The sequence below is a fragment of the Arthrobacter sp. Soil764 genome (genome assembly GCF_001428075.1).
Classification (GTDB): domain Bacteria; phylum Actinomycetota; class Actinomycetes; order Actinomycetales; family Micrococcaceae; genus Arthrobacter.
The window spans coordinates 234,345-257,775 of sequence record NZ_LMSI01000020.1 but is presented as its reverse complement, the minus strand read 5'-3'; the positions used below and the strand labels follow the sequence as shown (position 1 = coordinate 257,775).

At 65.6% G+C, this 23,431-nt stretch carries 24 protein-coding genes and 2 pseudogenes; 11 read left to right on the top strand and 15 right to left on the bottom strand.

Annotated features, from left to right (window positions below; all coding sequences use genetic code 11):
• Positions 1–9: 9 nt before the first annotated feature.
• The 3 genes from ASG86_RS12610 to sigE form a co-directional block, all read right to left on the bottom strand.
• Positions 10–414: a hypothetical protein gene (locus ASG86_RS12610; RefSeq protein ID WP_056334638.1), complete on the bottom strand. Its 405-nt coding sequence runs from the start codon at positions 412–414 to the stop codon at positions 10–12.
• Positions 415–483: 69 nt separating this feature from the next.
• A complete protein-coding gene (locus tag ASG86_RS12605; protein WP_235565170.1) occupies positions 484–1,257 on the bottom strand; it encodes an anti-sigma factor in 774 nt (257 codons plus the stop codon).
• An 88-nt stretch (positions 1,258–1,345) separates the two neighbouring features.
• On the bottom strand, positions 1,346–1,960 hold the full coding sequence (gene sigE / locus ASG86_RS12600; protein WP_056334632.1) for an RNA polymerase sigma factor SigE: 615 nt from the start codon (positions 1,958–1,960) through the stop codon (positions 1,346–1,348).
• Positions 1,961–2,189: 229 nt separating this feature from the next.
• Between sigE and ASG86_RS12595 the strand changes: the two genes are divergently transcribed.
• Positions 2,190–2,822, top strand: coding sequence for an O-methyltransferase (locus ASG86_RS12595; protein WP_056334627.1), 633 nt, complete (start codon positions 2,190–2,192; stop codon positions 2,820–2,822).
• 58 nt (positions 2,823–2,880) lie between these two features.
• Here the strand turns inward: ASG86_RS12595 and ASG86_RS20215 are convergent, their stop codons facing one another.
• The 4 genes from ASG86_RS20215 to ASG86_RS12580 all read right to left on the bottom strand — a co-directional run bounded on the left by ASG86_RS20215 (position 2,881) and on the right by ASG86_RS12580 (position 5,860).
• Positions 2,881–3,048, bottom strand: coding sequence for a DUF3117 domain-containing protein (locus ASG86_RS20215; protein WP_009357720.1), 168 nt, complete (start codon positions 3,046–3,048; stop codon positions 2,881–2,883).
• A gap of 232 nt (positions 3,049–3,280) precedes the next feature.
• Entirely contained in the window at positions 3,281–4,537 is a 1,257-nt protein-coding gene (locus ASG86_RS12590; RefSeq protein ID WP_056334626.1) for a hypothetical protein, read from the bottom strand.
• Complete coding sequence (locus tag ASG86_RS12585) at positions 4,534–5,034, bottom strand: DivIVA domain-containing protein (RefSeq protein WP_056334625.1); 501 nt, start codon at positions 5,032–5,034, stop codon at positions 4,534–4,536. Before ASG86_RS12585 ends, ASG86_RS12590 begins: the two co-directional genes overlap by 4 nt.
• 43 nt (positions 5,035–5,077) lie before the next feature.
• Positions 5,078–5,860 carry a TIGR00730 family Rossman fold protein gene (locus ASG86_RS12580; RefSeq protein ID WP_056334622.1) on the bottom strand — a complete coding sequence of 261 codons (783 nt, stop codon included), beginning with the start codon at positions 5,858–5,860 and terminating at the stop codon, positions 5,078–5,080.
• Positions 5,861–5,964: 104 nt separating this feature from the next.
• Between ASG86_RS12580 and ASG86_RS12575 the strand changes: the two genes are divergently transcribed.
• The 4 genes from ASG86_RS12575 (at position 5,965) to ASG86_RS12560 (ending at position 9,250) form a co-directional block, all read left to right on the top strand.
• Entirely contained in the window at positions 5,965–6,720 is a 756-nt protein-coding gene (locus ASG86_RS12575; protein ID WP_056334619.1) for an amino acid ABC transporter ATP-binding protein, read from the top strand.
• 71 nt (positions 6,721–6,791) lie between these two features.
• Positions 6,792–7,679, top strand: coding sequence for a glutamate ABC transporter substrate-binding protein (locus ASG86_RS12570; protein ID WP_056334617.1), 888 nt, complete (start codon positions 6,792–6,794; stop codon positions 7,677–7,679).
• 84 nt (positions 7,680–7,763) lie between these two features.
• Positions 7,764–8,414 carry an amino acid ABC transporter permease gene (locus ASG86_RS12565; protein ID WP_018768597.1) on the top strand — a complete coding sequence of 217 codons (651 nt, stop codon included), beginning with the start codon at positions 7,764–7,766 and terminating at the stop codon, positions 8,412–8,414.
• Positions 8,411–9,250 (top strand): amino acid ABC transporter permease, encoded by an 840-nt coding sequence (locus ASG86_RS12560; RefSeq protein ID WP_056334616.1) that lies wholly within the window; start codon positions 8,411–8,413, stop codon positions 9,248–9,250. The genes ASG86_RS12565 and ASG86_RS12560 overlap by 4 nt, the downstream gene beginning before the upstream one ends.
• 85 nt (positions 9,251–9,335) lie before the next feature.
• Here the strand turns inward: ASG86_RS12560 and dapE are convergent, their stop codons facing one another.
• Entirely contained in the window at positions 9,336–10,472 is a 1,137-nt protein-coding gene (gene dapE, locus ASG86_RS12555; protein WP_056334615.1) for a succinyl-diaminopimelate desuccinylase, read from the bottom strand.
• Positions 10,473–10,523: 51 nt separating this feature from the next.
• On the opposite strand from dapE, the gene dapD reads away from it, so the two are divergent.
• Together dapD and ASG86_RS12545 are read left to right on the top strand one after the other, a co-directional pair.
• On the top strand, positions 10,524–11,546 hold the full coding sequence (gene dapD, locus ASG86_RS12550; RefSeq protein WP_056334614.1) for a 2,3,4,5-tetrahydropyridine-2,6-dicarboxylate N-succinyltransferase: 1,023 nt from the start codon (positions 10,524–10,526) through the stop codon (positions 11,544–11,546).
• Positions 11,547–11,553: 7 nt separating this feature from the next.
• The gene (locus ASG86_RS12545; protein WP_056334610.1) at positions 11,554–12,411 is read left to right on the top strand and encodes a hypothetical protein; all 858 of its coding nucleotides are present in this window, start codon (positions 11,554–11,556) and stop codon (positions 12,409–12,411) included.
• A gap of 43 nt (positions 12,412–12,454) precedes the next feature.
• On the opposite strand, the gene ASG86_RS12540 is transcribed toward ASG86_RS12545, so the two are convergent.
• Together ASG86_RS12540 and ASG86_RS12535 are read right to left on the bottom strand one after the other, a co-directional pair.
• Positions 12,455–13,066 (bottom strand): hypothetical protein, encoded by a 612-nt coding sequence (locus ASG86_RS12540; RefSeq protein ID WP_056334607.1) that lies wholly within the window; start codon positions 13,064–13,066, stop codon positions 12,455–12,457.
• A 122-nt stretch (positions 13,067–13,188) separates the two neighbouring features.
• Positions 13,189–13,797 (bottom strand): TetR/AcrR family transcriptional regulator, encoded by a 609-nt coding sequence (locus ASG86_RS12535; RefSeq protein ID WP_056335479.1) that lies wholly within the window; start codon positions 13,795–13,797, stop codon positions 13,189–13,191.
• Positions 13,798–13,908: 111 nt separating this feature from the next.
• Between ASG86_RS12535 and ASG86_RS21015 the strand changes: the two are divergent.
• Together ASG86_RS21015 and galE are read left to right on the top strand one after the other, a co-directional pair.
• Positions 13,909–14,314, top strand: a pseudogene (locus ASG86_RS21015) (SDR family NAD(P)-dependent oxidoreductase); the annotation flags it as partial.
• A 1-nt stretch (position 14,315) separates the two neighbouring features.
• A pseudogene (gene galE / locus ASG86_RS21010) lies at positions 14,316–15,009 on the top strand (UDP-glucose 4-epimerase GalE); the annotation flags it as partial.
• Positions 15,010–15,147: 138 nt separating this feature from the next.
• Here galE and ASG86_RS12525 read toward each other — a convergent pair.
• From ASG86_RS12525 to fdxA, 3 genes are all read right to left on the bottom strand, one after another.
• Positions 15,148–16,434 (bottom strand): citrate synthase, encoded by a 1,287-nt coding sequence (locus ASG86_RS12525; protein ID WP_056334606.1) that lies wholly within the window; start codon positions 16,432–16,434, stop codon positions 15,148–15,150.
• Positions 16,435–16,671: 237 nt separating this feature from the next.
• Entirely contained in the window at positions 16,672–17,823 is a 1,152-nt protein-coding gene (gene dapC / locus ASG86_RS12520) for a succinyldiaminopimelate transaminase (protein ID WP_056334604.1), read from the bottom strand.
• Between the two features lie 14 nt (positions 17,824–17,837).
• The gene (gene fdxA / locus ASG86_RS12515) at positions 17,838–18,164 is read right to left on the bottom strand and encodes a ferredoxin (protein WP_013601705.1); all 327 of its coding nucleotides are present in this window, start codon (positions 18,162–18,164) and stop codon (positions 17,838–17,840) included.
• A gap of 137 nt (positions 18,165–18,301) precedes the next feature.
• Here fdxA and ASG86_RS12510 point away from each other — a divergent pair, with 137 nt between their 5' ends.
• A complete protein-coding gene (locus ASG86_RS12510; protein WP_056334601.1) occupies positions 18,302–18,562 on the top strand; it encodes a putative acetyltransferase in 261 nt (86 codons plus the stop codon).
• Positions 18,563–18,622: 60 nt separating this feature from the next.
• Here ASG86_RS12510 and typA read toward each other — a convergent pair whose 3' ends face one another.
• Complete coding sequence (typA, locus tag ASG86_RS12505) at positions 18,623–20,551, bottom strand: translational GTPase TypA (protein WP_056334597.1); 1,929 nt, start codon at positions 20,549–20,551, stop codon at positions 18,623–18,625.
• Between the two features lie 268 nt (positions 20,552–20,819).
• Here typA and ASG86_RS12500 point away from each other — a divergent pair, with 268 nt between their 5' ends.
• Complete coding sequence (locus ASG86_RS12500; protein WP_056334595.1) at positions 20,820–21,653, top strand: SGNH/GDSL hydrolase family protein; 834 nt, start codon at positions 20,820–20,822, stop codon at positions 21,651–21,653.
• A 66-nt stretch (positions 21,654–21,719) separates the two neighbouring features.
• On the opposite strand, the gene ASG86_RS12495 is transcribed toward ASG86_RS12500, so the two are convergent.
• Positions 21,720–23,426, bottom strand: a complete 1,707-nt coding sequence (locus ASG86_RS12495; protein ID WP_056334592.1) for a dipeptide ABC transporter ATP-binding protein — start codon at positions 23,424–23,426, stop codon at positions 21,720–21,722.
• Positions 23,427–23,431: the final 5 nt, after the last annotated feature.

Below are 23,431 nucleotides of genomic sequence, written 5' to 3'. Positions count from 1 at the left end.
GCGCTTACCCTAGGTGGCTTCGGTGTCGAACGGGGCGGTATCGCCCGGGGCCAGTCTCTGCACCACCCGTTCGGGACGCTGGGGTGCCGAATCTGCGGCGGCTGCGGCGCCGGAAACTGCGGCCACGGCAGCAGGGGCTCCTGAACTGACGGGCTTGGTGTCGTCGTCGAGCAGTGCTTCCTTGATAATGCGGCGGGGATCGTACTGGCGCGGGTCGTACTTCTTCCAGTCGACATCGTCGATGTCGATGCCCACTTCTTCCTTGATCTGTTCGCGCGCGCCGGAAGCCATGCGGCGGAGTTCCTTGACCAGGTTTGCCAGCTTCTGGGTGTATTCAGGCAGCCGCTGGGGGCCGATCACGAGGACGCCAATGATCAGCAGAAGGATGAACTCCGGGCCGTTGATTCCAAACACTTTAGGAAGATTACCCTCTCCGGGCTGCGAGTGACGATTCCCGTCCGGCGGACGGGGAAACAGTCCGTGTCACTGGGTGAACATGGCTGCGATCTTGCTGATTCCCCGCTCCAGCCGTGCCTCCAGGGGCTCCGCGGCAGGGCTTCCCTGCGTTTCCGGAACGGCCGCGTCAACCCCTTCCGTGGCGGTGTGGGCAAGTTGCTCGAGGATGGGCAGCGCATCATCGGCCTGCTCCGGGGGCAGGTCGGAGCGGTAGGTGATGGTGAGCCCGGCGGCCCGGTAGGTGGCAGACCAGGGAGAGGTGCCCGAAACCTGCAGCGGGCCACCCTCCTGGCCTGCTGCTGGATGACCCACCGGGTGTTGCTCTGTGATGGTGGCGTGATGCGTCCCGTCAGTGAGGCGCAGCTCCACCGCAGGTTGCCCGTCAACCACCAATGCCCGGGCAGCTTCAAGGTGGAATCCCATGGCCTGGAGTTCCGGGCAGGCCCATCCCTCGGACCGCAACGTGGCCAGCTGCGGGGCGGTCAAAGTCCGGCCGTCCGCCGGGGTCTGGGAGGAAACATGCGAAAAGGCCGCTTCGGTTCCCGCCGGCCCGTCCGCGGCGGGATCACCCGCTGCCGTGAAGGCACCTACGGCCAACACACTCGCCGCCGCCATGGTCCCGCCGGCGGCGAGCCCCAGCGCACGCGCAGCCATGCGGGAGGTACCGCCCTGCTGCGCAGGCGCGGGAGGCTGGGCAGCCAGTTCGTGGGTGCGTGCCAGCAGCCGTGCCGTCAGGTCCTGGCTGGCAGGCGGGATGGGGGCTTCGCGCAGCCGTTCAAGGTACTGCCGTTCCCGGCGCACGGCTGCAGCACACTCCTGGCAGGCCTCTAGGTGGCTGCCGGTGCGCTGATGCCTGCCGCCGAAAGGAAACTGGGACCTCATGTGCCGTTCAGAGGATGCCGGCGATGCGCGGCAGCGCAAGCTTGCGGCGGGACTGCTGCGGGCGGGGGTCACGGTGGGCCAGCTTTTCGCGCAGCATGGTCCGGCCGCGGTGGATGCGCGAGCGGACAGTTCCCAGCTTCACGCCCAGGGCCTCGGCAACTTCGTCATAGGACAGACCCTCAAGGTCGCACAGGACTACGGCGGCACGGAAGTCCGGCGGAAGTTCCTCCAGGGCGGCCTGTACGTCCAGATCCAGGTTGTTCAGCTCGAAGCTCTGTTCGGGCCCCGGCTCGCGACCGGGCAGCCGGGACTCGGCATCCTCGGCAAGGGCGTCGAAGCGGATGCGCGTCTTCCGCCGGGCCTGGTCAAGGAACAGGTTGGTAGTGATGCGGTGGAGCCAGCCATCCAGCGTTCCGGGCTTGAAGTTCTCCAGCGACCGGAAGACGCGGACGAAGACCTCCTGGGTGAGGTCCTCGGCGTCGTACTTGTTGCCCGTCAGCCGGTACGCCAGCCGGTAAACCTTTGCGGAGTGGTTGGTGACCACTTCTTCCCAGGTGGGACGGACCCACTCATCGTCGGGATTGTTTACTGCAGGGACAGGTGCCACAACTGAAGATGACATCGTCCACTCCCCTCGTGGAATGCTAACGCCCGGATACTGTTGACATCTCTGATTCGGCGCCGGTCACCTTTTGGATGAGCGGATATTAATCATGTCAAACTTGGCTGGGAATTTCCTGACCGCCGGCAAACTTCAGCCTTGGGCGCAACACTGTCTTTCCCGGCCAGCCCGGCGGGACACAGTAGGCTTGAGGAGACATTCCCCCTTTACGCCCAGAAAGCGATAATCCATGAGCGCCGACAAGTCCAGCAGCTGGTCCTATGCAGAAGATCTGCCCGCTGAGGACGAGGTCATGCTTCGGGCCCGGGAACGTTCCTATGAATTGGGAGTCAGCGCCATCAGCCCCGGTGTGGGCGCCGTCCTCACGGTGCTGGCTGCTGCCTCCAAGGCCCAGACCGCCGTCGAGATCGGCACCGGCGCCGGCGTCTCCGGCGTCTGCCTACTGCGGGGCCTGGGCCCGCACGCCGTCCTGACCACCATCGATGTGGACGTCGAACACCTCAGGGCCGCGCGCGAAGCGTTCGCCGAGACCGGCAGCCCCGCCAACCGGACCCGCACCATTTCCGGCCGCGCCGGCGATGTCCTGCCCCGGCTCACGGACGGCGCCTACGACCTCGTCTTCATCGATGCGGACAAGCCGGGGCTCCCCGGCTACGTGGAGCAGGCCATCCGGCTGCTGAAGCCCGCGGGCCTGCTGGTCATCAATGACGCGCTGGACAAGGACAAGGTAGCCAACCCCGCGGGCCGGGAGGCAACCACTGTAGTCCTGCGCCAGGTGGGCAGGGCAATCCGCGACGACGACCGGCTGGCGTCGGCGATGCTGCCCACCGGGGACGGCCTGCTGGTGGCAGTCAAGAAGTAGGCGTAGCGAAAAGGGACAGGGTGCGCAGCCCGCGGGCTGCGCACCCTGTCCGGCACGACTATTCGGTAACGCCTACCAGGCATTCCTTGAGGTTGGCTGCTTCTGCCGCGTTGAGTTCGACCACCAGACGCCCGCCGCCTTCGAGCGGGACGCGCATGATCAGGCTGCGGCCCTCCTTGGTGACTTCCATTGGGCCGTCGCCGGTGCGTGGTTTCATAGCCGCCATGAGGAATTCCCCTCCATTTGTCCCAGGACTAATCAGCCCGGGCGGGCTGTGTCCGCATGTCGATCAGGCCGCTATGGCAGGGTGGTGTTTCCACCGCCAAGGCTGCGCGCTTTCTGAATGCTTTTGTCCTTGCTTACCTATCATTATCGCGTAATTACACGTGCGTAGCTAATCGATGGACATTTCCCGGCAACCGTTATTCCCGGGCTGACCTGCGCAGAAGCAGGATTTGTCAGGGCGGGTAATCCCCGCCGCCGGGCAACTGCGCCCAGGCCCAAAGCCAGACGATCCACACGATCTGGAGCAGCAGGAACATGGCCACCACAGTCCCCCGGTAAGCCCTGGAGCGGGACAGGAGCGCCGCCCCCAGGGCCAGCGGAAACAGCGGCAGCAGCATCCGGAAGGTGCTGGTTTGCGGGTGCAGGAACATCAGCAGGTATCCCATGTAGCAGGCGCACCAGAGCCGGAGCTCCGTGCCGAGCCGCACCACGGGTGGAAGGAACAGCATCGCGGCGAACAATCCCACGAAAACCAGGGGGGCAAGGAGGCCCAGGACAGGACCGAAGAGTTCGACGCCGGTGTCGAACCACGGCTTGAAGGGAACAAGGTCCCGGCCCCGCCACACAGTTTCGGTTTTGGTGTACGCCTCCGGGTCACCCGTCGCTGCCCACGCGGCGGCGGGCCACGCGAGCGCAGAGATGCCCGCGACGACGGTGAGACCGGCCAGTGCCGCCAGGTCCCCCAGGGAATGGGCTGCTCCACCCCCGCCGCGCTCCCGCCCCTTCCTGATGTGCGCGATGCCGCGGGATACCAGCAGCAGCCCCGCCATGGCGGCGAAGGGCACGCCGACGGGCCGGGACAGGGACAGCAGGAACACCACGGGCATGGCCCACAGGTATTGCCGGCGGACCACCAGCAGCAGGGCCGCGGCGAGCAGCAGGAGGGACAGCGGCTCGGCGTAGGGGACCTGAAGCACGGCGGAGACGGGGAACGTCGAAAAGAACGCCACCCCCCACATGGCGGTGGCGTGCGGCGCCTTCTGCCGGAAGAGCGCGTACACCGCCAGGGCGGCAGCCCAGCCGGCCAGCATGGCGATCAGGGTGAGCGAGGCGGCAGGGTTCAGCCCGGTGAGGCGGCTGAGTCCGCCGGCCAGTGCGGGAAAGAGCGGGTAGAAAGCCCAGGTGTTTTCCTGCACGTTGCCCGTGGCGTCGGTGGGAAGGACGGACGGGTAGCCGTTGGCGATGACCTGGGCGTACCAGCGGGCATCCCAGATGTTGATGAAGTTCCAGTAATCCGGTTTGGGCGGGAACCAGGGGTTGGCACCCTGATGGAGCGCCGCAGCCATGAAGATGCAGGCGGAGACCAGGCGTGCGCCGCCGTACAGGGCCGTGACCTGGAGCCACCACGGCCAGCTCCGGGCGGCGGAAGCCATCCGGAGGGCCAGACTCCCGGCCGAGGCCAGCGGGCTGCGGCGGGCCACCGTGCTCACTGGCCGCCCTTCCCCTGGGCGGCAACCTCATCGGCCGCCAGGTTCCCGCCGTCTCCCGCTGCGGTTCCTGTGCCAGTTTCTGCGCCCGTTTCCGGGCCCTGCTGTCCGGGCGACGCGGCGCCTGCCGCGGATCCGCCGTCGGAATTGTGCTCCCCGTACTGCACTCCGGCCTGCTCCACTGCAGCCAGCCGGCTGCGAAGCCCAGCCAGTTCCGCATCCCGTGCGCTCAACTGGTCGCGCAGTTCGTCCAGGACCTGGTCCACCTGGTCCATCCGGTAGCCGCGAAGGCCAAGCGAAAAACGCACCTGCTCAATGTCTCCGGGCGCGGCGCGCTCCGGCAGCAGCACGGGTGGAAGGTTTGCGGGCGGTTCTTCGAATCCCCCGTCCAGCAATGCGGGCAGCACGGCACCGCCGGTCTTGCGGGACCGCCGGCCCAGGCCGGCCCAAAGGACGGCCGCCACCAGTACGACGGCCAGGAAAACGAGGAAGAAGCTCACGGTTCCATCGTGCCAGACCGGCGGCCCGGACTTTGGCCTGCGGCTACTCCGGCCGCTGCTCCCCGTTAAGGGACGGCGTCACTCCGGCCTGCAGGACCCGGTCCACAGCCTCGGCGGGATCGTCCACCAGTTGGATGAGGTCCAGGTCCTTCTCCGAGACCATGCCCTCTGCCACCAGGGTCCCCCTGATCCAGTCGATCATCGGCCCCCAGAATTCGACGCCGAGGAGCACGATGGGAAAAGACGTCACCTTGCGCGTCTGGACCAGGACCATGGCTTCGAAAAGCTCATCCAGCGTGCCCAGTCCGCCGGGCAGCACAATAAAGCCCTGCGCGTATTTGACGAACATGGTCTTGCGGGCGAAGAAGTACCGGAAGTTGATCCCCAGGTCCACCCACTGGTTCAGGCCCTGCTCGAACGGCAGTTCGATCCCCAGGCCAACGGAGACACCATTGCCTTCCACTGTCCCCCGGTTGGCCGCCTCCATGGAGCCCGGACCGCCGCCGGTGATCACTGCCACTCCGGCTTCGGCGAGCTTTCGGCCCACCTCCACGCCCATCTCGTAATACTGGCTGCCGGGCTTGGTCCGTGCCGAACCGAAGACGCTGACCGCTTTTCCGATGTCCGCGAGGGCACCGAAGCCTTCGACGAATTCGCTCTGGATCCGCAGGACGCGCCACGGGTCGGTGTGGACGAACTGGCCCGGCCCCTTGGTATCAAGCAGGTGCTGGTCCGACATTTCCACGGCCGCCTGTTTGCGGCGCAGCTCAAGGGGCCCCTTACGGCGCGGCTGGGAATTCTTGGCCGGATCTGCGTTGATGCTCATTCCCCTAGGCTAACCTCCCGATCCAGGTATCTCTTGAATCACGATCAGCAGGAACTTGGGGTGATTGGCGTCATAACGCAGTGTTGTTCGCTAGATTCGTTCCTATGACTACTCATGTGCCCGGCGATGCCCTCGTCTCCCTGAACGCCGTTAATAAGCATTACGGCCAGCTGCACGTTTTGAAGGACATCAACCTGCAGGTCCGCAAGGGCGAGGTTGTTGTGGTCATCGGACCCTCGGGTTCCGGTAAGTCCACCCTCTGCCGGGCGATCAACCGCCTGGAAACCATTGAGGGTGGAACCATCAGTATCGACGGGAAAGTCCTCCCCGAGGAAGGCAAGGAACTCGCCCAGCTCCGCGCCGACGTCGGAATGGTTTTCCAGTCCTTCAACCTCTTCGCCCACAAAACGATCCTCGAGAACGTGACCCTGGGACCCATCAAGGTCAAGGGCGCCTCCAAGGCAGCCGCCGAAAAGGACGCCATGGCCCTCCTCGAACGCGTGGGCGTGGGCCACCAGGCTCCCAAGCTGCCGGCCCAGCTCTCCGGCGGCCAGCAGCAGCGCGTTGCGATTGCCCGCGCCTTGGCAATGAAGCCGAAGGTCATGCTGTTCGACGAGCCCACGTCCGCACTGGACCCCGAAATGATCAACGAGGTCCTGGATGTCATGGTCCAGCTGGCCAAGGAAGGCATGACCATGATCGTGGTCACGCACGAGATGGGCTTCGCCCGCAAGGCCGCGGACCGCGTGGTCTTCATGGCGGACGGCCAGATCGTGGAGGACGCCACCCCGGAGGAGTTCTTCACCAACCCGAAGAGCGACCGCGCCAAGGACTTCCTGTCCAAGCTCCTCACCCACTGAATTACCGAACCAGCCACACGTCAGTTCGCATCCAGGCCGCAAAACCCACGGCCACCAATGAAAGGAATGTCATGAAGGCATTTATGTCCAGGCGGAAATCCTTCGTCGTGGCGGCTACCGCTGCCCTCGCCCTGTCCCTGAGCGCCTGCGGCGGAGGGGACTCCGGCGGCTCCAGCAACCCCAGCCCCGTCGAGAAGCCGTCGTTCGCTGCCGGAACCACCATGGCGAAGCTTTCCTCCGCCGGCACCATCAAGATCGGCACCAAATTCGACCAGCCGCTGTTCGGCCAGGTTGGCCTGGACGGCAAGCCCGTCGGTTTCGACGTTGAAATCGGCAAGCTGATCGCCGCCAAGCTGGGCATCGCCGCTGACAAGATCGAATGGTCCGAGACCGTTTCGGCCAACCGCGAGCCCTTCATCGAGCAGGGCAAGGTTGACCTGGTCATCGCCACATACACCATCAGCGACAAGCGCAAGCAGGTTGTCGACTTCGCCGGCCCGTACTACGAAGCCGGCCAGGCCCTCATGGTGAACAAGGACAACGACTCCATCAAGAAGCCCGAGGACGTCAAGGGCAAGAAGGTCTGCTCCGTGACGGGCTCCACCCCCGCCGCCACCATCGTGGACAAGTACGGCGCGGAACTGGTTCCGGCCGCCACCTACTCCGCCTGCCTGGAGCCGCTGCGCAACAAGCAGGTTGAGGCCGTGACCACCGACAACGTGATCCTCGCCGGCTTCGTCGACAAGGAACCCGAAGCCTTCAAGCTCGCGTCGGAGGAAACCTTCACCAAGGAGCCCTACGGCATCGGCCTGAAGAAGGGCGACACCGAGTTCCGCAACTGGATCAACGACCAGCTGGAATCCTTCGAGAAGGACGGCTCCTACAAGAAGGCCTGGGAAGCCACCGCCGGTTCGGTCATCAAGACCGCGCCCAAGCTCCCGGCCATCAACCGTTACTAAGCAGCGTCCGCCAGCTGCCGGGGCCACACACCGGCCCCGGCAGCACAGCCTTCAATCCGTCCACGCTTACAGCCGAAGGATCTTATGGACGTCATCTTTGAAAACCTGCCCCTGTACTGGGAGGGTTTTCTCCGCACTCTTTTCCTGTCCGTCGTCTCCGGTATCTTCGCGTTGATCCTTGGCACCTTGCTTGCCGCGGCACGCGTCTCCCCGGTCGCGGCGCTCCGCGGTTTCAGCACCGTGTACGTGGAAGTCCTCCGCAACACCCCGCTGACCATCGCCTTCTTCTTCGCAGCAGTCGTGCTCCCCCGCATCGGGGTCAAGTTCGAGCAGTTCGAGATCGCCGCCATCATCGCCCTCAGCACCTACACCGCCGCGTTCATCGCCGAAGCTGTCCGCTCAGGTGTCAACAGTGTGCCCGTCGGCCAGGCGGAGGCAGCACGCAGCATCGGCATGAAGTTCGGCCAGGTGCTCTCGCTCATCATCCTCCCCCAGGCGCTGCGGACGGTGATCCCGCCGCTGATCAACATCCTGATCGCGCTCGTCAAGAACTCTTCGGTGGCCGGCGCCTTCTTCGTCCTGGAGCTGTTCGGCTACGGCCGGCAGCTGGCCAACGCCAATGGCGACGCCGTCATCACCGTCCTGCTGGGCACGGCGTTCTTCTATCTGCTCCTCACCGTTCCGCTGGGAATCCTCGCCAACACGGTGGAACGAAAGGTGGCGATTGCCCGATGAGCTCCGTTCTCTACGACGTCCCCGGCCCCAAAGCACGCCGGGTCTCCCTCATTGCCTCCATCATCGGCGGCCTGCTGATTATCGGCCTGCTGGCCTGGGTGGTTTTGATTCTTGCCCAACAGGGCATCTTCGAGGCCCGCCGCTGGCAGATCTTCACCCGCGCCGACGTTTGGCGTTTGCTTGGCAACGGCCTGGGGTCCACGCTTTCGGCGGCGGCACTCGCGGCCGTCATCGCGTTCCCCCTGGGCCTGATGCTCTGCCTGCTGCGCATTTCGGACGCCGCCTTCATCAGGGTGCCCATACGGGTCATCCTGGAATTCCTGCGCGGCATGCCAGTGGTCCTGATGATGCTGTTCATCCTGCTGGGATTCGGCACGTCCGCGTTCATCGCCGTCGTCGCCGGCCTGGTGCTGTACAACGCCGCAGTCTTTGCCGAGATCATCCGCGCCGGCATCCAGTCCCTGCCCAAGGGCCAGCGTGAAGCCGGTTTGGCCATCGGCCTGACCAGCTACAAGTCCCGCATGCTGATCGAGCTGCCGCAGGCGATCCGGCGCATGATGCCCTCGCTCGTGGCGCAGATGGTGGTGCTGCTGAAGGACACTTCGCTTGGCTACATCGTGGCGTACGGAGAACTGCTGCGTGCCGTCCAGGTCATGGCGGACTTCCTGGGCACGCAATACCTGTTCCCGATCTTCTTCGTGGCGGCGGCCATCTACATCGCCATCAACATCTCGGTATCACGGCTTGCCGTGTGGATCGAGCGCCGCGGCTCCAAGAAGGCTGCGGGCGGTGTGGCGAAGGCCGAACCTGAAAAGGCCAACGCCCCGGTTCCCTAACCCCCTGCAGGCTGTTTCATGAAGCGGATGGCCCGGACCTTCTGGTCCGGGCCATCCTGCTTTAAGAAATGGGGCGCCCTTAAGTTCAGGCAGCGAGCCAGCTCTCCAGCGCGGCAAGGCACTTGCGGATGGCGTCGGCGTGCACGTGCTCGTTGTCCTTGTGCGCCAGCAGCGCGTCCCCCGGGCCGAAGTTCACCGCCGGGATGCCCAGCTCACTGAAGCGGGCGACGTCGGTCCAGCCGTATTTGGGCTTCGGCTCGGCTCCCACGGCGGCAACGAAGGAGGCGGCAGCAGGGTGCTGCAGTCCCGGCCGTGCGCCGGCGGCGGCATCGGTGCGGACCACGTCGAAGCCCGCCAGCAGCTCCCGGACGTGGGCCTCGGCCTGGTCCGGCGTCTTGTCCGGGGCGAACCGGTAATTGATTTCCACCACGCAGCGGTCAGGGATGACGTTGCCGGCCGTGCCGCCGTTGATCTTCACCGCGTTGAGGCTTTCCCGGTAGTCGAGTCCATCAACATTAATGGTCCGGGGTTCGTAAGCCGCCAGGCGGGCCAGGATGGGTGCTGCGGCGTGGATGGCATTGCTGCCCATCCAGGCGCGGGCCGAGTGCGCGGCCTCCCCCACCGTGCTTGCCTCGAACCGGCTGGTGCCATTGCAGCCGCCCTCCACCGTGCCGTCCGTCGGTTCGAGCAGGATGGCGAAGTCTCCCTGCAGCAGGCCGCCATGGTTGCGGACCAGTCGTCCCAGGCCGCTCTTCACGGCTTCCACTTCCTCGTGGTCGTAGAAGACAAAGGTGACGTCCCGCTTGGGCTGCGCGCCGCCGTCGAACAATCCTGCCGCCAGCGCCAGTTGGACGGCCACCCCGCCCTTCATGTCCGTGGCGCCGCGGCCATACAGGACGCCCTCCCCCGGAATGCCGGATTCCCAGCTCGAGGGAACGGTGCCCCGGGAACCTTCGGTGAGCGGAAGGGGCACCGTGTCCAGATGGCCGGCGAGGATCACACGCTCACTTAGGCCAAGTTCGGTCCGGGCGATGATGGCGTCGCCGTCACGGACCACCGTCAGCTTCGGGATCTCCAGCAAAGCGGCTTCCACGGCGTCGGCGAGCTGCTTCTCATTGCCGGACACGCTGTTAATGTCCATCAGCGCCGCGGTCAGCAGCGCCACGTCCTGGCGCAGGTCGAGGGTGGACAGGGAAGAGTCAGGGGTGGTTTCGGCAGTCACGAAGCCAGTCTAGTTCGAACCCCATGCCCCGCCGTCGATAGACTGGGGCACATGACTGAGACCGCTTCCTCTGCCGTGCCCGAAACCCTGACCTCCACCGCTGATGGCCGTTCCGCCTATGGCTTTGGCGTTGCCACCATCGCTACTGGCGACGCCACCGTCCTGGACGTCTGGTTCCCGGCGCCGGCCCTGGGTGTCGCAGCGGAGAACCTCCGCTCGGTGGACAACGCTGACGAGGTCCTGACCCGGATCGCCGAGAACGGCGCCGATGAGGACCGCGGCACTGAGCAGAAGGTGGTCTTTGTCCAGATCAACCTCGACGAAGCGCCGGCCGACACCGCGGACGCCTACCTCCGTCTGCACCTGCTCTCGCACCGCCTGGTCCAGCCCAACACCATCAACCTGGACGGGATCTTCGGCAAGCTCCCCAACGTGGTCTGGACCAACTTCGGCCCCGCCGCCGTCGAGGGCTTCGAACTGACGCGCGCCCGCCTGCGCCGCCGTGGTGCCGTCACGGTCTACGGCATCGACAAGTTCCCGCGCATGGTGGACTATGTCGTTCCCACCGGCGTGAGGATTGCCGACGCCGACCGCGTCCGCCTGGGTGCCCACCTCGCGCCGGGCACCACCGTCATGCACGAAGGCTTCGTGAACTTCAACGCGGGCACCCTGGGCACCTCCATGGTTGAGGGCCGCATTTCCGCCGGCGTTGTCACCGGCGACGGCAGCGACGTGGGCGGCGGCGCCTCCATCATGGGCACCCTGTCGGGCGGCGGCAAGGAGAAGATCACCATCGGTGAGCGCGTCCTCCTCGGCGCCAACTCCGGCGTGGGCATCAGCATCGGTGACGATTCGGTGGTGGAAGCCGGGCTGTACGTCACGGCGGGCACGCGCGTCCGCGTTCCGGGCCCCAAGGATGAGGTTGGTGAGGACACCACCAGGATCGTCAAGGCCGCCGAGCTCTCCGGCGTGCCCAACCTGCTGTTCCGGCGCAACTCCACCACCGGCGCGGTGGAGGCCCTTCCCCGCAAGGGCCAGACCGTTGAACTGAACGACGCCCTGCACGCCAACTGATTCCTTCGTGGCACGCAGACGCGGCCTGCGCCGCCTGGCGGTGCTGCTGCTCACCCTCGCGCTGGCAGCGGGCGGCATCTACACCGCCGTGTTCTTTGTGCAGCGTTCCGAAACCCTCGTTTCGGAACGCTGCACTGCCACGGCCGGCAACCGGAGCGGTGAGCTGGCGCCGGACCAGGCAGCCAACGCAGCGCTGATCACCGCGGCGGCTGTCCGGCGGGGACTGCCGCCGCGGGCCGCCACCATCGCCCTGGCCACTGCCATGCAGGAATCGAAACTGCGCAACATCGGGCACGGCGACCAGGCCGGCCCCGACTCGCGCGGGCTCTTCCAGCAGCGACCCTCCCAGGGCTGGGGCACCGAGGCCCAAATCATGGATCCCTACTACGCTGTCAACGCCTTCTACGACGCATTGGTGAAAATCCCGGAATACGAGTCGCTGGACATTACGGAGGCAGCACAGCTGGTCCAGAAGTCTGCCTACCCCAAGGCCTATGCCCAGCACGAGGACATGGGACGGGCTTTTGCCTCTGCCCTTACCGGGCAGACGCCGGCGGGAGTCCAGTGCACGCTGCGCTCCGCGGTGGCTGGTGGGGATTCCGCATCGGTAGCCGCTGAACTGGAGCAGGCCTACGGTGGTGTGGATTCACAGGTGGACGGGGCCACCCTGGTGGTGGACGCCACCGGGCCCGTGGCCTGGTCCGTTGCGCAATGGGCGGTTGCCAGCGCCAAGGACCTGGCCATTACCCAGGTGGACGTCGCCGGCCGCACCTGGAACCGTCCCAACGGGGACGGTTGGCAGGTGTCAGGGGTCCCTGACGGGCAGGTGCGCATCACCGTACGGGCGGACGACGGCGGCAGCTGAGCGCCGCCGTCGTCCTGCCTTGCTAAGGGCTGGCTGCGGAGGGCTAGACCAGGATTTCCAGCACGGGCTGGACGTAGCTGCGGAAAAGATCGGGCTGCCCCATCAGATGCCGGCTCATGATGATCTTGTCCGGCTCCAGGTACCAGGCCCGCTGCTCGTCCAGCGGCAGCTCGATGATGGTGAGCTTAAAGTCCCGCGAGTCCCGCCCCACTTCCATCAGCCTGTCGTCCACCATGTCCTCGAGCAACTGGTCCGTTCCCGAGGCCACGCGTTCGGCCTCGAGCTCGGCATATTCGCTCCTGCGCTCCCTGGCCCAGGTGAGGGCGGAGCCAAAGTGTGCCTGCAGGACCCGCTGGAGGGCCGGAGAGTTGCCGAACGCTTCAAAGCTGGGCGGTGAGAGCTCCGGAGCGGTGTGCGGGTGGGCCTTCAGCAGCTGCTCCCACCAGGCTTCCCACTCGGTCTTGAGCGCGCCGAGCCCGCCCACGTCCGCCGTCAGGTGGGTGTGGTCGGCGGGGCGCACTTTGGGCGTCGTATGGGACAGCATGGGATGCCCCACTCCGTTCAGGCCGGCCGCGTCCCGGACGTAAAGCGCGATCATCATCGGCCCGGACGTGTCGGTGGTGATCTGCCACCCTGAACCGCTTGCGTGATGCATCCCAAGTCCTTCCCTGGCCTGCCCTTGCCGGACGGCGTGAGCCGGTGCGCTGTACCCGGCTATCAGTCTATTCCCGCAGCCACTTCACGGTAGTGCAGGACAGGCTGCGGATGGCGGGACGCTTACCGTGCGAGCCCGTCCAGGTGCCGCTCAAGCACGTCGCGGCACATCTGTGCGGTCATCCAGCCGGGCTGCAGCAGGGCATGCATGCACAGCCCATCCAGCATCGCCAGCAGCCGTTCCGCCTCCACCACCAGGTTCTCCTGCGATTCATCCTCCGGGAGCAGGGAGGCCACCACCCCGCCAACGATGGCCGCGACGTCCCGATGGCTGCGGTCGGCTTCGGCAGCGAGGAACGGCCTGATCCGCGCCGCGTTCTTGAAGGCCAGCCAGGCGCAGGCCTCCACAGCTGTTTCCTCATCCAGGGGAAGCATGCCGCCCAGCAGGGTCAAGACGGCCTGCCGCTGTTCCGGGCTGGCCTGTGCAGCGTCCCGCACCGCCGGCAGCAGGGCCTGGAGCCGGCCAACCACGCGGTCCACCACAGTGCCGAACGAGAACGCCAGGAGTTCCTCGCTGCCTTCGAAGTAGTGCCGGACCGAACCAACCGCAAGCCCGGCCTCGTCCGCCACCTCCCGCAGCGAGGCCCGCTCCAGCCCGTCCACGGCGATGATACGGAGAACAGCTTGGACTACATCCTGGCGCCGGGCATCAGCGTCTACTATTTTGGGCACCATTCTTATTAGCACACTTGTGCTTCCACTGCTTCTTCCGCCGCCCTTGCTGCGTGCCCGCCATCCGGAACCCTGGGGCGGGCGCCGCTCCCCGTGGGATAGCGTTGGGGCATGAAAATCTTGGTTACAGGGGGCACCGGCTACATCGGTTCCCACACTGTTCTTTCCCTGCAGGAAGCCGGCCACGACGTGGTCGTCATGGACAACCTGGTCAACTCCAGCGAGGAATCGCTGCGGCGCGTGGCCGAACTCAGCGGCAAGGCCGCAGAGTTCCACCACGTTGACCTGGTGGATGAGGCCGCCGTGGAGAAGGTCTTTGCCGGCAGCGGCATCGAGGCCGTCATCCACTTCGCCGGGCTCAAGGCCGTGGGGGAATCGGTGCAGGAGCCGTTGAAGTACTACTACAACAACCTGGTAGGCACCCTGAACCTGATCCGGGTCATGGACCGGCACGACGTCCGCTCCATCGTGTTCAGCTCCTCAGCCACCGTCTACGGCGAACACAACCCCATCCCCTNGCACCCTGAACCTGATCCGGGTCATGGACCGGCACGACGTCCGCTCCATCGTGTTCAGCTCCTCAGCCACCGTCTACGGCGAACACAACCCCATCCCCTACGTGGAAAAGATGGAAATCGGCGCCAACAACCCCTACGGCCGCACCAAGGAACAGATCGAAGACATCCTCTCGGACCTCGGGGCCGCCGACCCCCGCTGGCACATAGCACTGCTGCGCTACTTCAACCCCGTGGGCGCACACCCCTCGGGCCGGATCGGCGAAGACCCCCAGGGCATCCCCAACAACCTGGTTCCGTTCATCGCACAGGTCGCCGTGGGCCGGCGCGACAAACTTCTGGTCTTCGGACCCCGGACGGCACCTGCCTGCGCGACTACATCCATGTGGTGGACCTGGCCGAAGGGCACGTTGCGGCGCTGGACCACATCGCCGGGCGCACAGGCGTSTKCCGCTGGAACCTGGGCTCCGGCAAGGGCTCCTCGGTCCTGGAGGTCCTGCGCTCCTTTGAGAAAGCAGTGGGCAAGCCCATCCCTTACAAAATCACCGGCCGCCGCGCAGGGGACCTTCCCGCGTTCTGGGCCGACGCCACCTCTGCGCTGGCGGACTTGGGCTGGTCCACCACCAAAACGGTGGACCAGATGTGCGAGGACCACTGGCGCTGGCAGAAGAACAACCCCCAGGGCTACGCCTCCTGAACCCATCGATTGCTCCGAACTTGTCGTTATCACGTCCCAAAACGACAAGTACGCAGCAGTCGATGGTGATTAACGCAAAAGCGGCCGCCCACCTCTGGAAGGTGGGCGGCCGCCGTCGTAATTCAGGCCTTTGCAGGATTAGCGGGCCGGGTAGTCCCGCTCCGGCTCGCCGATGTAGAGCTGGCGCGGGCGGCCGATCTTGGTGTTGGGGTCGCTGATCATTTCGCGCCACTGGGCGATCCAGCCCGGGAGGCGGCCGATGGCGAACAGGACGGTGAACATCTTCTCGGGGAAGCCCATCGCCTTGTAGATCAGGCCGGTGTAGAAGTCCACGTTGGGGTAGAGCTTGCGCTGGATGAAGTAGTCATCGCTGAGTGCCTTCTCTTCCAGCCGCATGGCGATGTCCAGCAGTTCGTCGTTGCCGCCGAGCTTGCTGAGGATCTCGTGTGCCGTGGCCTTGACGATCTTGGCGCGCGGATCGTAGTTCTTGTACACGCGGTGCCCGAAGCCCATGAGCCGGACGCCGTCTTCCTTGTTCTTGACCTTTTCCATGTAGTCCTCGGGCTTGAGGCCCTCGGCCTGGATCTGGCGGAGCATCTTCAGCACGGCCTCGTTGGCACCGCCGTGGGCCGGGCCGAAGAGCGCGTTGATGCCCGCGGATACCGAGGCGAAGAGGTTGGCGTTGGAGGAGCCCACCAGGCGCACCGTGGAGGTGGAGCAGTTCTGCTCGTGGTCCGCGTGCAGGATGAGGAGCAGGTCCAGGGCCTTGACGATGACCGGGTCCAGCTCGTACTGCTCCGCCGGCAGGCCGAAGCTGAGGCGCAGGAAGTTCTCCACCAGGTTCATGGAGTTGTCCGGGTACAGCATGGGCTGGCCGATCGACTTCTTGTGCGCGTAGGCGGCGATGACCGGCAGCTTGGCCATGAGGCGGATGGTGGAGACCTCCACCTGTTCGGCGTTGAACGGGTCCAGCGAGTCCTGGTAGAACGTGGACAGCGCGGACACGGCCGAGGACAGCACGGGCATGGGGTGCGCGTCGCGGGGGAAGCCGCCGAAGAAGCCCTTGAGCTCCTCGTGCAGCAGGGTGTGGCGCCGGATCTTCTGGTCAAACTCGTCCAGCTCGGTGGGCGTGGGCAGGTTGCCGTAGATCAGCAGGTAGGACACCTCAAGGAAGCTGGAGTGCTGCGCCAGCTGCTCGATGGGGTATCCGCGGTAGCGCAGGATGCCCGCATCGCCATCGATGTAGGTGATTGCCGACGTGGTTGCTGCGGTGTTCATGAAGCCGGGGTCAAAGGTCACGGCACCGGTCTGCTTCAGCAGCTTGGAGACGTCGTAACCTTCGTTCCCTTCAACAACCTGGATGCGCGGGAGCTTCAGCTCGCCACCTGCGTGGAGCAGGGTCGCAGCATTGTTGGTCTCAGTCATGGAGTCCCCTTCATGAGGCTTCTGGGCCTCTGTCGAAAGCTTGATCCAACATCAGGTGAGCCGCGCACGAAGCCTGAGAGGACAGGTTCCAACACCCGGGCTGCCTTCTTGTAGAAAGCCACCATTGATAGTCACTTAAAAAGTACCGCTCCTTGGCGGGTGTCACTAATCCGCAGCCTTCAAATCCAGCCCAAAAGGCACTGGATGTGGGGCGAGTCACATGATTATTACGTACCCCTAGGAAGCTGATGCGGCCATGCGTGCAACGGCAGTATCGATCCGCTCGTCCGTTCCGGTGAGGGCAACCCGGACATACCCGTTGCCTGCGTCTCCGTAGAAGACGCCCGGTCCCACCACAATGCCGAGGCCGGCCAGGCGGGCCACCGTGTCCCACGTGCCCTCTCCCGCCGTCGACCAAAGGTACAGGCCGGCGTCGGAATCCTTGATCTGCAGGCCGAAGTCAAGCAGGGCCGGCACCAGCCGGTCCCGGCGGCCCCGGTACAGGTCCTTCTGGGCCTCGACGTGCGAGTCGTCGCCCAGGGCCACGCGCATGGCCTCCTGGACTGGATAGGGGACGATGATCCCTGCGTGCTTGCGGCTGTTGACCAGGTTGGGCATCAGGTCCGGATCACCGGCAACGAAGGCTGCCCGGTAGCCGGCCAGGTTGGACTGCTTGCTCAGTGAGTACACGGCCAGCAAGCCTTGGTGTGAGCCGCCCGCCACCTGCGGGTCCAGGATGCTCGGCACGCGCCGGCCGCCGCGCTGGACGTCCCAGTCCCCCCATCCGAGTTCTGCGTAGCATTCGTCCGAGGCCACCACGGCGCCCAGCTGACGGGCCTGCTCCACCAGCGCTTTCAGGGATTCAACGTTCCGGACGCTGCCGGTGGGATTGCCAGGCGAGTTGACCCAAATGAGACGGACACGGGAGCGGGTGGCGTCATCGAGTTCGTCCAGGTTGTCCGTCGCCACCGAGGTGACGCCGGCAAGGGTGGCGCCGATATCGTACGTGGGGTAGGCCACCTTGGGGCGTACGACGACGTCCCCCGGCTTGAGCCCCAGCAGCAGCGGGAGCCACGCGACGAGTTCCTTGGACCCCACCGTGGGCATGATGTTGACGGGGTCCAGCCCGGCGACGCCGCGCCGGCGCTCAAACCAGCCCGCGATGGCCTCCCGGAGGGCCGGGGTGCCGTGAACTGTGGGATAGCCAGGGGCGTTCGCGGCAGTCTTGAGTGCGTCCTGCACCAGCTGCGGCGTGGGATCCACAGGTGTGCCGATCGACAGGTTCACGGCTCCGCCGGGATACTCCGAAGCCTTGGCCAGGTACGGGGCCATGGCCTCCCACGGGTAGTCGGGCAGGTCCAGGCCAAACGAATTCACTGCTGCGGTCACGGCGTGCGTCCGCGTCAGTGGTCTTGGTTCTGCGGCGGCAGGGCGGCGATCATGGGGTGGTCCTTGCCGGTGTTGCCGATCTTGGCCGCGCCGCCGGGAGACCCGAGGTCGTCGAAGAACTCCACGTTGGCCTTGTAGTAGTCGGCCCATTCCTCCGGGGTGTCATCCTCGTAGTAAATGGCTTCCACCGGGCACACCGGTTCGCAGGCGCCGCAGTCCACGCATTCGTCCGGATGGATGTACAGCGAACGCTCGCCCTCATAGATGCAGTCGACCGGGCATTCCTCAATACATGCCTTGTCCTTGACATCCACACACGGCTGCGCGATTACGTACGTCACGTCCCTGGCCTCTCCACGTTGGGTTCCGGCTTCCCGCCGGCTCTTGCATCCGGCAGCATGGCCGGACTATTGACATCTGAGCCTATTATCTCCCAGCCCGTTCCCGCGAACCTAGCCGGCGCCCCTAGTATGAACTGGTGAGTCAGCCATTACCTTCACCCGCCCGCTTTCTTGCCTCGGCTGTGCCCGGGATCCGAGTGGTGGTGCGTTACCGGATCGAAGGTGGCCTCACGGACGCATTGGGCCATCTGCTGGCCTGCGACGCCGGTTCCTGCACGGTCCGGACGCGGCAGGCCGACGTCGTCATTCCCTTTGCGCAGGTGGTGGCCGCCAAGGAGGTCCCGCCCGCTCCCCCGCGCCGTCCAGCCCGACAAGCTCCGCCCTCACGGCAGGAATAAGACTTAACGCAGAATGCCACCGGCCTGGGGCCGGTGGCATTCTGTTAGGTCAGGGCGGTGTTATGCCTTGGCGCGGGCGCGGTTGGCCTTGGCGCGCTCGTTGGTGTCCAGAATGACCTTGCGGATGCGGATGGCTTCCGGGGTCACCTCGACGCACTCGTCCTCGCGGGCGAATTCCAGCGATTCTTCGAGGGTGAGATCGCGGGGCGGGGTCAGGTTCTCGAAGGTGTCGGAGGAAGCGGCACGCATGTTGGTGAGCTTCTTTTCCTTGGTGATGTTGACGTCCATGTCGTCGGCGCGGGAGTTCTCGCCCACGATCATGCCCTCGTACACCTCGGAGGTGGGCTTCACGAAGAAGGAGCCGCGTTCCTGCAGGTTGATCATGGCGAACGGGGTGACAACACCGGCGCGGTCGGCCACCATGGAGCCGTTGGTGCGGTACTCAATGGGGCCGGCCCAGGGCTCGTAGCCCTCGGAGATGGAGGCTGCGATGCCGGCGCCGCGGGTGTCGGTGAGGAACCGGGTGCGGAAGCCGATCAGGCCGCGGGCGGGAACGATGAATTCCATACGGCACCAGCCAGTGCCGTGGTTGGCCATGTTGGTCATGCGGCCCTTGCGGGCAGCCATGAGCTGCGTGACGGCGCCCAGGTATTCCTCGGGCACGTCGATGGTCATGTGCTCCATCGGTTCGTGGATCTTGCCGTCGACGGTCTTGGTGACAACCTGCGGCTTGCCGACGGTCAGCTCAAAGCCCTCGCGGCGCATCTGCTCAACCAGGATGGCCAGCGCCAGCTCGCCACGGCCCTGGACTTCCCAGGCATCCGGACGCTCGGTGGGGAGCACCTTGATGGAGACGTTACCGATCAGTTCCTTGTCCAGGCGGTCCTTCACCTGGCGGGCGGTGACCTTTGCACCCTTGACCTTGCCGGCCAACGGGGAGGTGTTGATACCGATGGTCATGGAGATCGCGGGATCGTCCACGGTGATCAGTGGCAGCGGCTGCGGGTTCTCGACGTCGGTGAGGGTTTCACCGATGGTGATGTCCTCGATACCGGCGACAGCCACGATCTCGCCGGGGCCGGCGGACTCGGCCGGAACGCGCTCCAGTGCCTTGGTGGCGAGGAGTTCGGTGATCTTGACGGTCTTGAGCTCACCATTGTGGCGGGCCCAGGCAACCTGCTGGCCCTTGCGGAGCGTGCCGTTGTAGATGCGGAGCAGGGCGAGGCGTCCCAGGAACGGGGAGGCGTCCAGGTTGGTGACGTGCGCCTGCAGGACACCCTCGGGGTTGTACGTGGGGGCCGGGATGTGCTCGATGATGGTCTTGAACAGCGGCTCAAGGTCCTCGTTGTCCGGGGCGGAGCCGTTGGCCGGCTGCTCCAGGGAGGCGCGGCCAACCTTGGCGGCGGCGTAGACAACGGGAACCTCAAGGACCTTGTCCAGGTCCAGGTCCGGCACTTCGTCGGCGAGGTCGGACGCCAGGCCCAGGAGCAGGTCCATGGACTCGTGAACCACTTCGTCGATCCGGGCGTCCGGACGGTCGGTCTTGTTGACCAGCAGGATCACCGGGAGGTGCGCGGCAAGGGCCTTGCGGAGCACGAAGCGGGTCTGGGGCAGCGGGCCCTCGGAGGAGTCGACGAGGAGGACAACGCCGTCCACCATGGACAGGCCGCGCTCCACTTCGCCACCGAAATCGGCGTGGCCGGGGGTGTCGATGACGTTGATGGTGATGGTCTCGCCGTTGGAGGACGGACCGTTGTAGGCCACCGTGGTGTTCTTGGCCAGGATGGTGATGCCCTTTTCGCGCTCCAGGTCACCGGAGTCCATCACGCGGTCTTCGAGGTGGTTGTGCTCGGCAAAGGAGTTGGTCTGCTTGAGCATGGCGTCGACCAGGGTGGTCTTGCCGTGGTCAACGTGGGCCACGATCGCGACGTTGCGCAGGTCACTGCGCGATGCAGTGGCTACCGCGGTGTTGGTGGTGGTTTCAGACATGCGTAATGGCTCGATTCAGTGGAGTCAGCTGTTGTATCGCGACATTTCCAACTGGAACGCACGACGGACAAGGCCCTTGGCACAGGGCGCCTTCCTCCATTCTAGCCGCTGAGCCATTTGTTGGCCTAAATTCCGGCAGGGTTTGCCGCCGCCGGGGACGCTGCCCTCAGGCATCCCCCTGCGCAGTGTGACTAAGTTCACTACCACTTCCGCCTGCGTGGCATGATTGCTGTGACACAGCCCACTCTTGAGCGCGCCGGAGACAACGATGCCCCCTGCTAAGGCCAGCACACCCCGCGGTGCCGCCCGGGCCACCACTGCCGCTGTGTCCGGCCTCCTGGCGGTATCGGCGGTCCTGGGACTCGCCGCCTGTGGACTTTCCGGCGACTCTGCCGCGGGCGGACTGGCGCGGGCGGCAACCGGGCAAGCCGTCAGCGCAGGAGGGAATCCCGCGGTGACGGCCACGTCGCGGATCCTGAATCCCGGCAACGGAAGGCTGGAAGCCGTGGTTCCGGACATCAGCAGGACTGTCCTGCTGATCGGTGACTCACAGTCGGAGCCGGCGGACGGCTGGCCGCGCCTGGGCCTCGCCGCTGCCGGTTACAACGTGTACTTCTGCGGCCGCGGCGGTACCGGTTATGTTGCGGCGAACGGCGCCACAGGCAACTACATCGATGCCCTGCAGCGCGGGGACTGGCTGCTTCCCTCCGGCACTCCGGCCCTGATCGTTATCGAGGGCGGCGGGAACGACGCCGCCAAGGGCGCAAGCGACGCGCAGATCACCGGAAACGCCCAGCGGCTGATTGCCGAGCTGCGGACCCGCTATCCGGGTACAAGGATTGCCATCATCGGCACCCTGGCACGGGGAGCAAACGACGGCGGCGGCCGCCGGAGCGAGGTGGACGCCCTGCTGGGTGCCGTGGCAGCCGGCAACGGACTTCCCTTTGTTTCCGTGGGCGACTGGCTCACCAGGTACGGACTGGCCAAGGACCTTGCAGACGCGGTCCACATGAACACCGAAGGCCGCGCAGCGCTCGGCGGGATCCTTGACCACAGACTGCGTGTACTGGGGCTGGACCGAAAGGCAGCTGTGGAGCAGTAGTGCAGTTAAACAGCTGGAGCCGGGACCCAAAGGTCCCGGCTCCAGCTGTTCAGATCAGGCGTCCCGCTATGCCACCTCAGGCGGAAGCATCAGCTTCGCGCCGGGGATGGCGTTCAGCAGCGCCTTCGTGTAGTCCTGCTTCGGCGATTCGAAGACTTCATCCGTGGACCCGGTCTCCACCAGCCGGCCCTTTTCCATCACGCACACGTGGTCCGCGATCTGCCGCACCACAGCGAGGTCGTGCGTGATGAACAGGTATGTCAGCCCAAGGTTGGCCTGCAGGTCGGCGAGCAGGTTGAGCACCTGCGCCTGCACCAGTACGTCCAGTGCAGAGACCGCCTCATCACAGATGATGACTTCGGGGTCCAGCGCCAGCGCCCGGGCAATGGCAACACGCTGCCGCTGCCCGCCTGAAAGCTCGTTCGGATACCGCTGCATGGCGGACTGGGGCAGCGCCACCTGGTCCAGCAGTGTCCGGACTTTCTTCTCCCGGCTGGCCTGGTCCCCGATCTTGTGGACCCTCAGCGGTTCCTCGATGGTGCGGTAGATGTTGTACATCGGATCGAGGGAACCGTACGGGTCCTGGAAGATCGGCTGGACCCGCCTGCGGAACTTGAACAGTTCGGCCGGCTTCAGGGCGGAGGTATCCACCCCGTCGAACAGGATCCTGCCGTCCGTCGGCTTTTCCAGCTGGAGCACCATCTTGGCCACTGTGGACTTGCCGGACCCCGACTCCCCCACGATCGCCGTCGTGGTTCCACGCCGCACGTCGAAGCTCACGCCGTCGACCGCCGCGAAGTCCGTTGCCTTGCCAAGCCCCTGGCGCAGCTTGTACACCTTCCGCAGGTCCTGGATCTGCAGGAACGTATCGGACTTCAGCGTTTCTGCGGCGGGTGCCAGGAGGTCCGTCGTCTCCACACCCTGCTCCTTGGCCACCTGGATTCGGCGGCTGGCCAGCGAGGGCGCGGACTCAACGAGCCGCTTGGTGTAGGGGTGCTGCGGGTTCCGGAGCAATTCCAGCGAGGGTCCAGCTTCAACCACGCGGCCCTGGTACATGACCACCACTTTGTCTGCACGCTCGGCGGCCAGGCCCAGGTCGTGGGTGATCAGCAGGACCGAGGTGCCAAGCTCGTTGGTCATGGTCTCCAGGTGGTCCAGGATCTGGCGCTGCACGGTGACGTCGAGGGCCGAGGTCGGCTCGTCCGCGATCAGCAGGCGCGGCTGGCAGGAGAGGCCAATGGCGATCAGCGCGCGCTGGCGCATGCCGCCCGAGAACTCGTGCGGGTACTGGTTGGCCCGTCGTTTGGCATCCGGCAGCCCTGCCTGGGACAGCACCTTGGCGATGTCGTCGGGCCCGCTGGGACGGCCATTCGCCTTCAGTGTTTCCCTGACCTGGTAGCCGATCTTCCACACCGGGTTCAGGTTGGACATGGGGTCCTGCGGGACCATGCCGATGGTGTTGCCGCGCAGTTCGATCATGCGCTGCTCGGAGGCATGGGCGATGTCCTCGCCGTCCAGCAGGATCTGGCCGCCGGAGACCCTGCCGTTGTTGGGCAGGAGCCCGATGGCGGCCAGGGCCGTGGTGGACTTTCCGGAGCCGGACTCCCCCACGATTGCGACAGTCTCACCCGGCATGATGGTCAGGTGGGCGTCCCGGACAGCCTGGACTTCACCGCCGCCGGTCTTGAAGGTGATGGCCAGGTCACGGATTTCCAGCAGCGGCCTGACGCCGGTGGTGCCGGCCTCATCGATGCGGACTTCTGGAGTTGTCATCTCTT